The 12,819-nt window shown below is 68.2% G+C and carries 14 protein-coding genes; 11 read left to right on the forward strand and 3 right to left on the reverse strand.

Annotated features, from left to right (window positions below; genetic code table 11):
* Positions 1 to 2: 2 nt before the first annotated feature.
* Entirely contained in the window at positions 3 to 533 is a 531-nt protein-coding gene (locus XAN126_RS0116755) for a flavin reductase family protein (RefSeq protein ID WP_024279743.1), read from the reverse strand.
* A gap of 168 nt (positions 534 to 701) precedes the next feature.
* Between XAN126_RS0116755 and ruvB the strand changes: the two genes are divergently transcribed.
* The 9 genes from ruvB (at position 702) to XAN126_RS0116800 (ending at position 8,478) form a co-directional block, all read left to right on the forward strand.
* Positions 702 to 1,733, forward strand: coding sequence for a Holliday junction branch migration DNA helicase RuvB (ruvB, locus tag XAN126_RS0116760; protein WP_024279744.1), 1,032 nt, complete (start codon positions 702 to 704; stop codon positions 1,731 to 1,733).
* Positions 1,734 to 1,778: 45 nt separating this feature from the next.
* Positions 1,779 to 2,411: a TetR/AcrR family transcriptional regulator gene (locus XAN126_RS0116765; RefSeq protein WP_024279745.1), complete on the forward strand. Its 633-nt coding sequence runs from the start codon at positions 1,779 to 1,781 to the stop codon at positions 2,409 to 2,411.
* Between the two features lie 83 nt (positions 2,412 to 2,494).
* Entirely contained in the window at positions 2,495 to 2,902 is a 408-nt protein-coding gene (locus XAN126_RS0116770) for a DUF2852 domain-containing protein (protein ID WP_024279746.1), read from the forward strand.
* A gap of 125 nt (positions 2,903 to 3,027) precedes the next feature.
* The gene (ybgC, locus tag XAN126_RS0116775; protein WP_024279747.1) at positions 3,028 to 3,537 is read left to right on the forward strand and encodes a tol-pal system-associated acyl-CoA thioesterase; all 510 of its coding nucleotides are present in this window, start codon (positions 3,028 to 3,030) and stop codon (positions 3,535 to 3,537) included.
* A 298-nt stretch (positions 3,538 to 3,835) separates the two neighbouring features.
* Positions 3,836 to 4,642, forward strand: a complete 807-nt coding sequence (gene tolQ / locus XAN126_RS0116780; RefSeq protein ID WP_024279748.1) for a protein TolQ — start codon at positions 3,836 to 3,838, stop codon at positions 4,640 to 4,642.
* 3 nt (positions 4,643 to 4,645) lie between these two features.
* Complete coding sequence (gene tolR / locus XAN126_RS0116785; protein ID WP_024279749.1) at positions 4,646 to 5,104, forward strand: protein TolR; 459 nt, start codon at positions 4,646 to 4,648, stop codon at positions 5,102 to 5,104.
* 12 nt (positions 5,105 to 5,116) lie between these two features.
* On the forward strand, positions 5,117 to 6,064 hold the full coding sequence (locus tag XAN126_RS0116790) for a hypothetical protein (protein WP_024279750.1): 948 nt from the start codon (positions 5,117 to 5,119) through the stop codon (positions 6,062 to 6,064).
* A gap of 181 nt (positions 6,065 to 6,245) precedes the next feature.
* Complete coding sequence (gene tolB / locus XAN126_RS0116795; protein ID WP_029877303.1) at positions 6,246 to 7,538, forward strand: Tol-Pal system beta propeller repeat protein TolB; 1,293 nt, start codon at positions 6,246 to 6,248, stop codon at positions 7,536 to 7,538.
* A 151-nt stretch (positions 7,539 to 7,689) separates the two neighbouring features.
* Positions 7,690 to 8,478, forward strand: a complete 789-nt coding sequence (locus XAN126_RS0116800) for an inositol monophosphatase family protein (RefSeq protein ID WP_024279752.1) — start codon at positions 7,690 to 7,692, stop codon at positions 8,476 to 8,478.
* 162 nt (positions 8,479 to 8,640) lie between these two features.
* On the opposite strand, the gene mutL is transcribed toward XAN126_RS0116800, so the two are convergent.
* A complete protein-coding gene (mutL, locus tag XAN126_RS0116805) occupies positions 8,641 to 10,488 on the reverse strand; it encodes a DNA mismatch repair endonuclease MutL (protein ID WP_024279753.1) in 1,848 nt (615 codons plus the stop codon).
* Between the two features lie 198 nt (positions 10,489 to 10,686).
* On the opposite strand from mutL, the gene map reads away from it, so the two are divergent.
* Both map and radC read left to right on the forward strand, forming a co-directional pair.
* Complete coding sequence (gene map / locus XAN126_RS0116810) at positions 10,687 to 11,514, forward strand: type I methionyl aminopeptidase (RefSeq protein WP_024279754.1); 828 nt, start codon at positions 10,687 to 10,689, stop codon at positions 11,512 to 11,514.
* Positions 11,515 to 11,523: 9 nt separating this feature from the next.
* Positions 11,524 to 12,228 (forward strand): DNA repair protein RadC, encoded by a 705-nt coding sequence (radC, locus tag XAN126_RS0116815; RefSeq protein ID WP_024279755.1) that lies wholly within the window; start codon positions 11,524 to 11,526, stop codon positions 12,226 to 12,228.
* Between the two features lie 24 nt (positions 12,229 to 12,252).
* On the opposite strand, the gene XAN126_RS0116820 is transcribed toward radC, so the two are convergent.
* Positions 12,253 to 12,789: an adenine phosphoribosyltransferase gene (locus tag XAN126_RS0116820; protein WP_024279756.1), complete on the reverse strand. Its 537-nt coding sequence runs from the start codon at positions 12,787 to 12,789 to the stop codon at positions 12,253 to 12,255.
* Positions 12,790 to 12,819 lie beyond the last annotated feature (30 nt).

Here is a 12,819-nt window from a genome sequence, read left to right on the forward strand (position 1 = left end):
GCTCACGGCATGCGCGAAGCGATCTTCAGTTCCTCGCCATCGACCGTGAAGGTGCCGTAGCCTCGGTGATGAATGGTGCGCGGCGCCTTCTGCGCCGGGTCGCGCCACGCCTTCAGTACTTCCAGCACGAACAGATTGAAGCGGTTGACGAGGCGCGTCTCCACAACGCGGCATTCAAGGTTGGCGAAGCACTCCGCCACCAGTGGCGCCTGAACCAGCGCTGCCGGAACGGGCGTGAGCCCGACAGTGGAGAACTTGTCCACCTCTTCGCCGGAACAGTTGCCCACGGCCGCCACCTTCTCCGCCAGCGCCACGGCGGGAACGGCGATGACGCATTCCTTCGTCGTGCGCAGCGCACTGAAGCTGAAATCGGCGGAGGAGACGATGCAGGCGATGAGCGGCGGGGTGAACTCCACCATCATGTGCCAGGACATGGCCATGACGTTGGCCCGCCCCCGCGCCGCCGTCGTGAGCAGGACCACCGGCCCCGGTTCGATCAGCTTGTAGACCTCCGCGAGCGGAAGCTCCTTCATGGCACGGCCCATGGCGACCTCCTGAACTGGAGACGGCAGCTTTCCACGTGCAGCCTGCGCGCGCATTAATCCAGATCACGCCGAGCCGGTCCGTTCCCCTTCCGTACCCGGCCGGCAGGCACTACAGTCGCGCGAGTCGCTGGTCCCGAGGCGCGCAAGGCTCTCGTCATGAACACCCGCCTCCTCTCGGGCGAAAAGCGCGGCGATGATGCCGCCGATTCCACCCTGCGCCCGCAGCTCCTCTCGGAGTTCGTCGGTCAGGCGCAGGCGCGCGCCAATCTGGAAATCTTCATCAAGGCGGCGCGGGCGCGTGGCGAGGCGCTGGACCATGTGCTTTTCGTGGGGCCGCCGGGCCTCGGCAAGACCACGCTGGCCCAGATCATGTCGCGCGAGATGGGGGTGGGCTTCCGCTCCACCTCCGGCCCGGTGATCGCCAAGGCGGGCGACCTTGCCGCCATCCTCACCAATCTCGAAGAGCGCGACGTACTCTTTATCGACGAGATTCACCGCCTCTCGCCGGCCGTGGAGGAAATCCTCTATCCGGCCATGGAGGATTACGAGCTGGACCTCGTGATCGGCGAGGGCCCGGCCGCTCGATCGGTGAAGATCTCGCTGCCGAAATTCACGCTGGTGGGTGCCACCACCCGCTCCGGCCTCCTCACCACGCCACTGCGCGACCGCTTCGGCATTCCCGTGCGCCTCCAGTTCTACACGGTGGAGGAACTGGAGAAGATCGTGGTGCGCGGGGCGCGGGTGATGGGCATCGCCATCGCCCCGGACGGCGCCACGGAGATCGCCCGCCGCGCGCGCGGCACCCCGCGCATCGCCGGGCGGCTTCTGCGGCGCGTGCGCGATTTCGCTCTCGTGGCCGAGGCCGAGCGGATCGATCGCAAGATCGCCGACCGCGCCCTCCTCGCCCTGGAGGTGGACGCCGCCGGGCTCGATGCCATGGACCGGCGCTATCTCACGGTCATCGCCGAATTCTACGGCGGCGGCCCGGTGGGTGTGGACACGCTCGCAGCCGCCTTGTCGGAGCCGCGCGATGCCATCGAGGAAATCGTCGAGCCTTTCCTCGTGCAGCAGGGCTTCATCCAGCGCACCCCGCGCGGGCGGATGCTGACCGGCGCGGCCTTCCGGCACATGGGGCTGGCGGAGCCGCCATCGGTCAAGCAGATGCCTCTGTTCGACGAAGGCGATTGACAGACGAGTCGACGGCGGCGCGCGCGGAATGTAAAGCACATTGACATGAGCTGGACCCGGAACGGCGAGACGCGCTCCTACCATCACGGCAACCTGCGGGAAGCCCTGATGCAGGCAGCGCTTGACCTCGTGGCCGAGAAGGGCGTCGCCGGCTTCACCTTCGCCGAGGCGGCCCGCCGCGCCGGGGTGAGCCCCGCCGCCCCCTACCGGCATTTCCGCGACCGGGACGAACTGCTCGCAGCCGTTGCCACCGCAGGGTTCGACCGTCTGACCGAGACCTTGCAGGCCGCTTGGCAAGGCGGCCGCCCCAAGGCTTCCGAAGCCTTCGAGCGGGTCGGCCGCGCCTATCTCGCCTTCGCCCGCAGCCGGCCGGCGGAATATGTGGCCATGTTTGAATCCGGCCTTTCTCCCGATCGTCACGAAGGTTTGAAGCAGGCGGGGGACAAGGCTTTCGGCGCACTGCGCGAGGCCGCCGAAGTTCTGGTCTCTCACATTCCCGGCCCCGGCCGCCCGCCCGCTCTGATGGTGGCGCTGCACACCTGGTCCCTCGCCCACGGCGTCGCCTCGCTGTTCGGCCGCGCCGATGGCGGACGGCGCAAGCTGCCCATGGACCCGGACGACCTTCTTGAGGCCGGATTCCTCGTCTATCTGAAGGGCCTCGGCGCCCCCTCCGAGTGAGGCGTCGGCAGGCGCCCATTGACAAGGAGCGTTCCGCGATCTATCTATGTAAATGTTATTTACATTAACCGGGAACGACAGCCATGGAGCTCGCTTACAAGCTCGACAGCTACGGTAAACCGGCGTGGATCGCGCTCACGGTACTGGGCTTCATGGCCTGGTGGCCGCTGGGCCTCGCCATCCTCGCCTTCGCCATCGGCAGCGGACGGTTCGGATGCGGCAAGCGCAGCTTCGCCCGCTGGCAGGAACAGGGAGGAGAGACGATGAAGGGCTTCGGATGCTGGACCCGTTCGGCTCCCTCCAGCGGCAATCGCGCCTTCGACGAATATCGCCAGGACACCCTGCGCCGCCTTGAGGAGGAGCAGAAGGAGTTCCGCGACTTCCTTGATCGCCTGCGTCAGGCCAAGGACAAGGCCGAGTTCGACCAGTTCATGGCCGAGCGCCGCCGCCGCGCCGACGAGCCGCAGCCGGACGCTTCCGGCAACGGCTGACCGCCCGACCGGCAGGACTGTCGGTCAAGAACGTCGGTACGGTCGCCAACGCCCCCCAGGTTCCGTACCGGCCGAACCGCGCCCTTTGTTCACAAGGGGCGCGGTCTCGTTTATGGGAAGGCGCCATGATCGAGCGTCCGACTCCCTCCCCGTCCGACAAGAACCTCCACCTCGCCGGCCGCCTCATTCCCGGCGGCCATGCGCTGGACGTGCGCGTCTATTACGAGGACACGGATTTCTCCGGCATCGTCTATCACGCCAACTACCTGCGCTTCATGGAGCGCGGCCGTTCCGACTACATGCGGCTTCTGGGCGTGGTGCAGGGCGAACTGTTCGCCCAGGCCGCGGAGGAAGCCCCCGGCTTCCATTTCGTCGTCCGCGCCATGCAGATCGACTTCCTGAAGCCCGCGCGCATCGACGATGTGCTCCAGATCGTCACCCTGTCCAAGGATGTGGCCGGTGCCTCCATCACCCTGCTTCAGCAGGTGAAACGCGACGACGAGTTGTTGGTCTCCGCCACGGTGCGGGTGGCCTTCGTCTCCGAGGGTCGTGCCAAGCGCATCCCTGATTCCCTGCGCCAGGCAACCCTCGCGGATGCCCGTGAGGCAGAGGCGCTCGGTGAAATCCGCCGCTGACGCTTGGGAAGGCGCGACTTTCGTTACCGCCACGGCGCTGCGCTAACGCAGCATTAAGCGTGTTCATGCACAGCTTCATCCGGCTGCGGCGCTTTCGCACCGCAGCGCAGACCGGCACGCCCGTCAAAGTTTGGACAGTTTCGCCCGGTCAAAGGGCCGCCAAACTATGAACGCGACGTCCGGCGCTCGAAACCCGCGCGGCCTCAAGCCGGGGCGGGAGCCGGATGCTCCGGGCGGGCACGCCCCCTCCCGAGCGCAGAAGCGGTCCCTCCTCAAGGAGCGCACCGCGGAGCCGAGGATGATTGATGTGACGAGCCGCACCGGCACCGTTTCCCGCCTGACGCCGGCGATCGCCACGGCGGCGGGCCTCCTCCTTCTTGGCACCCTGCCCGCGCTCGCCCAGGATCCGATCGGCAGCGCCGTTGCGCCGCCCGCCGCGGACTTTTCCTTCCTCGGCCTGTTCCTGCAGGCCCATATCGTCGTCAAGCTGGTGATGATCGGCCTGATCGTGTCCTCGATCTGGGTCTGGGCCATCATCATCAACAAATGGATGCTGTTCTCCCGCAACAAGCGCGAGATGGACCGCTTCGAGCAGGTGTTCTGGTCCGGCCAGAGCCTCGAAGACCTCTACCGCACCCTCGCGGGGCGCTCCAACCACGGCATGGCCGCCATCTTCGTCGCCGCCATGCGCGAATGGAAGCGCACCTATGAGGGTGGCGCGCGCTCCCTCGCCGGCCTCAACCAGCGGATCGACAAGGTGATGAACGTCACCATCGCCCGCGAGGTGGAGCGGCTGGAGACGGGGCTGCTGGTGCTGGCGACCGTGGGCTCGGCCGGCCCCTTCGTCGGCCTGTTCGGCACGGTCTGGGGCATCATGACCTCGTTCCAGTCCATCGCCGCATCCAAGAACACATCGCTCGCCGTGGTGGCGCCGGGCATTGCGGAGGCGCTGTTCGCGACCGCGATGGGCCTCATTGCCGCCATCCCCGCGACGATTTTCTACAACAAGTTCATTTCCCAGACCGGGCGTCAGGCCCAGCGGCTGGAGGGTTTCGCGGACGAGTTCTCCGCCATCCTCTCGCGCCAGATCGACGAGCGGGGCTGAACCATGGGCATGTCGGGCGGAGGGGCGGCAGGATGGCAGAGCCGGCGCTCGCGCCGGCGCACCGCCCCGGTCATGGCCGAAATCAACGTGACGCCCATGGTGGATGTCATGCTGGTGCTGCTCATCATCTTCATGGTGGCGGCGCCGCTGCTGACGGTGGGCGTGCCCATCGACCTGCCGCAAACGCAGGCGAGCGCGGTGAACCAGGACAACAAGGAGCCGATCACCCTCTCGGTGCGGCCCAACGGCCAGATCTTTCTCGGCGACAGCGAGATCAAGTACGAGGATCTGGTCTCGAAGTTGCAAGCGGTGACGCAGGCGCGCGGCGGTTTCGAGGAGCGCATCTTCGTCCGCGGCGACAAGAACGCCAATTACGGGCAGATCATGCGGGTCATGGGCCGCCTCTCTGGGGCGGGCTTCAAGAAGGTGGCTCTGGTCACCGAGGTCGAGCAGGGAGGCTGAGCCATCAATCCCATGCGCAGCAGCCTCGCGGCATCGACGGCGCTCCATGTGGGCGTTCTCGTCCTGACCCTGGTGAGTTTCTCCGGGGCGAAGCCGCTTGACCCGACGTTGCAGGACATCCCCGTCGACGTCATCACCTCCTCCGAGTACACCAAGCTCACCCGGGGGGCGCTGACGGGCAAGAAGACCGAAAAGCCGAAGCAGGTGGCCGAGAAGGTCGCCGACCCCACTCCCATCGAGGATCCCAAGCTCAAGGCCAGCGAGAAGCCGCCGGTGGAGGCGACCACCCCTCCCCCGCCGCCGCCTCCCCCGCCGCCGCAGAAGGCCGAGCAGCCGACCCAGCAGAAGGCCGAGCCTGCGCCGCCGCCCAAGGAAACGGCGGAAGTCGCGCTGAAGAACGAGCCGAAGAAGCAGGAGCAGCCGCAGGAACAGGCCAAGGCCGAGGCGGCTCCGCCCCTGCCGCCGCGCAAGCCGGCGCCGCCGCGTGAGCAGCCCAAGCCCATCGAGGCCAATGCGCAGTCGCGCGAGTTCAACACCGACCAGATCAAGGAACTGATCGACAAGCGCACCCCCACCCGGCAGGTGGCGAGCGCGGGCGAGATTTCGAACACCTCCTCCATCGGCGCGCCGAGCGGTCAGGCGGCGACCCTGAGCGTGAACGAGATCGACGCCTTCAAGCGCCGCCTGAAGACATGCTGGGGCACCATGCCGGGCAACCTCACCGCGCCGCCGCCCGTCGACGTGGACATCTTCTTCAACAAGGACGGCACCCTTTCGGCGCAGCCGCGGATCGTTCCCGGACAGGCGAACGCCGGCAACCCGGCCTTCCAGGCGGTGGCGAGCATCGGCATCCGGGCCATCATCCAGTGCCAGCCCTACACGATGTTCCAGCCCGAGAAATATGCCTCTTCGTGGAAGACGCTCGGCATCACCCTCAGCGACAAGCTCTTCACCCAATAGCAGGCCGGCGCCCCCGGCGGCACGCGCCGCCGGCCCCTCGGGCGCGGCGTGACCCGAAAGAACGAGGACGAAAATGACGCGGTCCGGACGCCCGGAAGCCTTCCAGCGCCCACACGATGATGGTCCCGCCGGCTCCCCGGCGGGAGGGCCCGCGCAGGGCCTTGGCCGTCGCGCCTTCCTGATGACGGGCATGGCCGCCGGCGCCGCGGGGATCCTCCATAGCGGCCTCGGCGCGGCCCAAGCCCAGGCCGCGCGCATCGAGATCACCCCCGGCGCCTTCAAGCCGATCCCCATCGCCATCACCGACCTCCTGGGCGAGCCGGAACTCGGGCGCAACATTTCCGGGGTCATCACCTCGGACCTGCGCCGCTGCGGCCTGTTCGCGCCCATCGATCCGAAGGCGTTCGTCGAGCAGATCACAAATCCCGACACTCCGCGCTTCCAGGACTGGCGCGTCATCAACGCCCAAGCGCTACTCACCGGCCGTGTGACGCGGCAGGCGGACGGGCGGGTGCAGGTGGTGTTCCGCCTGTGGGACGTGTTCGCCGGCCAGCAGCTGGCCGCCCAGCAGTTCGTGGCGCAGCCGGAGAACTGGCGGCGCATCGCCCACATCGTCGCCGACGCCATCTATGAGAAGATGACCGGCGAGAAGGGCTATTTCGACACCCGCATCGTCTTCGTGGACGAGAGCGGGCCGAAGGAGCGCCGCATCAAGCGCCTCGCCATCATGGACCAGGACGGCGCCAACGTGAGCTATCTCACCCGCGGCGACAGCCTGGTGCTGACCCCGCGCTTCTCGCCCACCAGCCAGGAAATCACCTACATGTCCTACGGGCAGGGTGATCCCAAGGTGTTCCTGCTCAACATCGAGACCGGCCAGCGGGAGATCGTCGGCAATTTCCCCGGCATGAGCTTCGCGCCCCGCTTCGCGCCGGACGGCCAGAAGGTCATCATGAGCCTCCAGCAGGGCGGCAACTCGAACATCTTCGTCATGGACCTGCGCTCGCGCGCCACCACCCGCCTGACCGACACGGCGGCCATTGATACCGCCCCCTGCTATTCGCCGGACGGGCGGCAGATCTGCTTCGAGAGCGACCGTGGCGGTACCTCGCAGATCTATGTGATGAATGCGGACGGCTCCGGCGCCAAGCGCATCTCCTTCGGCAATGCCCGCTACTCGACGCCGGTGTGGTCGCCCAAGGGCGACTGGATCGCCTACACCCGGCAGGCCGAAGGCCGCTTCGCCATCGGCGTCATGCGCACCGATGGCTCGGGAGAGCGTGTGCTGACAGAGGGTTATCACAACGAGGGGCCGACCTTCTGCCCCAACGGCCGCGTGCTCATGTTCTTCCGCGATCCGGGCGGCGCCTCCGGCCCCTCCCTCTATACCGTGGACGTGACGGGCTACAATGAGCAGCGCCTGCCGACCCCGAGCTACGGCTCGGACCCAGCCTGGTCTCCGCTGCGGTCCTGAGCTTAGCTGGCTACCTCCCATTTCTGTTGGGGCGCGGCTGAACGCGCCTTGACGGGGGCAGCCAAGGCGGGCAAACGCAGGTTCAATCGCTTTCCCTGCCCGCTGCCCCGTCGCCGGGCGCGCCGGCTTTCGGCCTCACGTCAGGTACTTCATGATCCGCTCGCCCCTCATCACCGTCATGGTCCAGGCTGTCCGCAAGGCTGGACGCACGCTCGCCCGCGATTTCGGCGAGGTGGAGCAGCTTCAGGTCTCCATGAAGGGCCCCGGAGACTTCGTCTCCGCCGCCGACCGCAAGGCCGAGGACACCCTCTTCGCCGAGCTGTCCCGCGCCCGGCCGAACTACGGCTTCCTCATGGAGGAACGCGGCGCGGTGGAAGGCACCGACCCCGCCAACACCTGGGTGGTGGACCCCCTCGACGGCACCACCAACTTCCTGCACGGCATCCCGATCTTCTCCATCTCGCTGGCGCTGGTGCGCAACGGCGTGCCGGTGGCGGGCGTCGTCTACAATCCGGTGAGCGACGAGCTCTATGTGGCCGAGAGCGGCCAGGGCGCCTATCTCAACGAGCGGCGCATCCGTGTCGCCGCACGGCGCAAGCTCGCCGAATGCGTCGTGTGCTGCGGCGTGCCCCACATGGGCCGCGGCGACCATGCCCAGTTCAACCGCGAGCTTGAACTCGTCCAGCCGCAGGTCTCGGGCATCCGCCGCACCGGCTCCGCCGCCATCGACCTCGCCTGGACCGCCGCCGGACGCTTCGACGCCTTCTGGGAGCGCAACCTCTCGCCCTGGGACATGGCGGCCGGCATCGTCCTCGTGCGCGAGGCGGGCGGCTATGTCTCCGACATGGACGACGGCGAGAAGATGCTGGAGCGCGGCCACATCATGGCCGGCAACGAACTGATCCGCCGCGACCTGCAGAAGCTGCTGAAGAAGGCCTGAGGCGGGCGGGCCTTCAGTCGCCAATAGGGCTCCCTCACCCGCTGTCATCGCCCGCCTTGTGCGGGCGATCCACCGTTGGGCTGGGTGCGGTGTCCATCCTGTCAGAACAGGACCTGCGGATGAGGGGATCCCCCGGACGAGCCGGGGGACGACGGCGGCACCTTACCGCCGCGCGAACAGCTTCTCCACGTCCTTCAATGAGAGCGTCACGAAGGTCGGCCGGCCGTGGTTGCACTCGCCGGCGTTGGGCGTCTGCTCCATCTCCCGCAGCAGGGCGTTCATCTCCTCCACCCTGAGCCGTCGCCCCGCCCGCACCGAGCCGTGGCAGGCCATGGTGGCGGCGACGTGCAGCAGGCGCCGCTCCAGCGGCAGCGCATCGTCCCATTCAGCCGCGTGCTCGGCGAGGTCGGTGACTAGGCGGGTCACGTCCGCGTCCTTCAGCAGGGCCGGCACCTCGCGCACCAGCACCGCGCCGGGTCCGAAGGGTTCCAGAACAAGCCCCAGAGCGGCGAGGTCGGACGCCCGCTCCGTGAGTCGATCCGCATCGGCGGGATCGAGATCCACCACGGCCGGAATCAGCAGCCCCTGCCGCGCCACGCCGTCCCGCTCCATGGCCGCCTTGAGCTTCTCGTAGACCAGCCGTTCGTGGGCCGCGTGCTGGTCGATGAGGACCAGCCCCTCGCGCGTCTGGGCGACGATATAGGTCTCGTGCAGCTGTGCGCGGGCCGCCCCGAGAGGCCGGTCGAGATCGACGGCAGAGACGGGCGCGGCGTCTGCGCGGGCATCGGCTGAAGGCTCGGCGATCTCAAGACGCACCTGCTCCTCGCCCGAGCGGAAGGGCTCGGGGCGCGTGGGCGACTGCCGCCAGTCGTAATCGAGCCGTGGCGCCGGGCGGAAGCCGGCGAAGGCGCCGCCGCGCTCCGGCTCCCCAAGGCCCGCGGAGGTGCGGGACGGAAGGCTGGGCGTCTGAGCCAGCGCCACGAGGCGATCCGCCATGCTGGCGGCGGTGGACGGGATGCGGGCGGCCAAGGCATCGGAAAGCGTGCGGACGATGAGCGCCCGCACATTGCCCCCGTCGCGGAAGCGCACCTCGGTCTTGGCGGGATGGACGTTCACGTCCACGTCGCGGGGATCAAGGGTGAAGAACAGCGCCAGCACGGGATAGCGATCGGACGGCAGAAGGTCCGCATAGGCCGCGCGCACCGCGCCCATCAGCAGCTTGTCGCGCACGGGACGGCCGTTCACGAACAGGTACTGGCTCAGCGAATTGGCCTTGGAAAAGGTCGGCAGGCCGGCAAGGCCATCGAGCCGAACGCCTTCCCGGATGCCGGAGACGGCGATGACATTGCGCCCCGCATCGGCACCGAGCACGTCCGCGAGCCGCTGCGCCCGGCCGGCCTCATCATCCGCTCGCGCGGGAAACGTGACCGGCGCGCGCTCATCGGTGGCGAGGGTGAAGGCCACGTCCGGGCGGGCGAGCGCCAGACGGCGCACCACGTCCGCCGCGGCCGTCCCCTCCGCTCGATCGGACTTCAGGAACTTCAGGCGCGCGGGCGTCGCGTAGAAGAGATCGCGCACCTCCACCCGCGTTCCGCGCCCGAGCGCCGCCGGCCGGGGCGGCGTCACCACGCCGCCATCCACACGCACCTCGAAGGCATGGGCGGCCTCCGGCGGACGGCTGGCGATGGCAAGGTGCGCCACCGCGCCGATGGAGGGCAGCGCCTCGCCGCGAAAGCCGAGGGTGGCGATGGCGAGCAGGTCCTCGCCGGACAGCTTGGACGTGGCGTGGCGCTCAACGCACAAGGCAAGATCGTCCGGCCCCATGCCCGAGCCGTCGTCGCTGACGCGCACGAGGCGCCGCCCGCCGCCCTGGATCACCACCTCGATGGAGCGCGCGCCGGCGTCCAGCGCGTTCTCCACCAGCTCCTTCACCACCGCAGCCGGCCGCTCCACCACCTCGCCGGCGGCGATGCGGTCGATGAGCACGGGCGGTAGGCGGCGGATGGACATGGCACTCATCGCGATTCGGATGGGGCGATCTTATCGGCTCCCGCCAGCCGCACGAAATCGCCGCAAACCCGCCCAAGGCCGCGCTTCTGCAAGGCCGGGATGACGACCAAGCTTGCTTTGACGCCGGCAAGGACTAATTGTGTAGATTGAATTCCGAGATTGAGGACGGCTCCGCGCGTCGTCCGTGAAGGCAGCGTCATGAACTATGTTGAGGCGGCAAACGCGCCGCTGCGCAAGACCGGCCATATCAAGCTCTACGGGCCCGAAGGCTTCGAGGGCATGCGGCGGGCCGGCGCGCTGACCGCCAAGGCGCTCGACGCCGTGGCGGAAATGATTGGGCCGGGGGTGACCACCACCGCCATCGACCAGCTCATCTTCGACTTCGCCATGGACCATGGCGCCTACCCCGCCACGCTCATGTACCGCGGCTACCGCTACTCGGTCTGCACTTCGGTGAACCACGTGGTGTGCCACGGCATGCCAAACGCGCGCCCTCTGCGCGACGGCGACATCGTGAACGTGGATGTCACCCTGGTGCTCGACGGCTGGTACGGCGATTCGAGCCGTATGTTTCCGGTGGGCGCCATTCCGCGCCGGGCGGAGCGGCTGCTGGACGTGACCTATGAGTCGATGATGCGGGGCATCCGCGCCATTCGTCCGGGCGCGCATGTGGGCGACATCGGCGCCGCCATCCAGGAGTTCGTGGAGCCGCAGCACATGAGCGTGGTGCGCGACTTCTGCGGTCACGGCGTTGGGCAGGTGTTCCACGACGAACCCAACATCGTGCATGTGGGCCGGCGCGGCGAAGGACCGAAGCTGGTGCCGGGCATGATCTTCACGGTGGAGCCGATGATCAACCTCGGCCGCCCGCATGTGAAGGTGCTCTCCGACGGCTGGACCGCGGTGACGCGGGACCGCTCGCTCTCCGCGCAGTTCGAGCATGCCGTTGGCGTGACGGAGACCGGCGTCGAGATCTTCACCCTGAGCCCCAAGGGCTATCACAAGCCGCCTTACATCACCGCCTGAGGGAGCCGGATGGCCGAAGCGCCGGAAGACGGCCTGAACGAGGCGCCCCACTTTCACGGGCATCGCGACCGGCTTCGCGCGCGCTTCCGCTCGGCCGGGTCGCAGGCGCTGGCCGACTACGAGCTGCTGGAGCTGGTGCTGTTCCGCGCCGTGCCGCGGCGGGACGTGAAGCCGCTCGCCAAGGCCCTCGTGGACCGCTTCGGCTCCTTCGCCGAGGTGGTGGCCGCGCCGGTGCAGTTGCTGGCCGAGGTGCCCGGCGTGAAGGACGCCATCATCACCGAGCTGAAGGTGGTCGAGGCAGCCGCCCAGCGCCTCGCCAAGGGGCAGGTGAAGCGGCGGCCGGCGCTGTCGTCCTGGAGCGCGGTGATCGACTATTGCCGCACCGCCATGGCCTATGCCGACCGCGAGCAGGTGCGGGTGCTGTTCCTCGACAAGCGCAACCAGCTGATCGCCGACGAGGTGCTGCAGACGGGTACCGTGGACCACGCGCCAGTCTATCCCCGCGAGGTGGTGAAACGGGCGCTGGAGGTGTCTGCCTCCGCCCTCATCCTCTGCCACAACCACCCCTCGGGCGACCCAACCCCCTCGCGCGCCGACATCGACATGACCCGCCGCATCATCGATGTGGCGAAGCCGCTGGGCATCGAGGTCCACGACCACATCATCGTCGGCAAGGATGGGCACGCGAGCCTGAAGGGCCTTCGGCTGATCTGAAGGCTTCCGGGACAGGCACCCGGATCAGTGGCCCTCGAAGGCCACCAGCGTACGGACCGCTACGCCCATCCCCCGCAGCTTCTCGGAGCCCCCGAGGTCCGGCAGGTCGACGATGAAGCAGGCCGCCTCCACCACGGCGCCGCAGGTCTGAAGGAGCTTCACCGCGCCGGTGGCAGTGCCGCCGGTGGCGATCAGGTCATCCACCAGCAGCACCCTTTGGCCGGGGGTGATGGCGTCCACATGCATCTCGATCTCGTCCTCGCCGTATTCGAGGGCGTAGGCCATGCGCACGGTCTGGTGGGGCAGCTTGCCCTTCTTGCGGATGGGCACGAAACCGGCGGAAAGCTGATGGGCCACCGCGCCGCCGAGGATGAAGCCCCGCGCCTCGATGCCGGCCACCTTGTCGATCTTCGCGCCCGCCCAGGGCTGCACCAGTTCGTCCACCGCCCGGCGGAAGGCGCGGGCGTCGCCGAGCAGGGTGGTGATGTCGCGAAACAGGATGCCGGGCTTGGGATAATTCTCGATGGTACGGATGGAGGCGGCGAAATCGGCAGGGGTCATGACAGGCTCCGGTTTGGCGGAGAAGCTAAG

The organism is Xanthobacter sp. 126 (assembly GCF_000526175.1).
GTDB lineage: Bacteria > Pseudomonadota > Alphaproteobacteria > Rhizobiales > Xanthobacteraceae > Xanthobacter > Xanthobacter aminoxidans.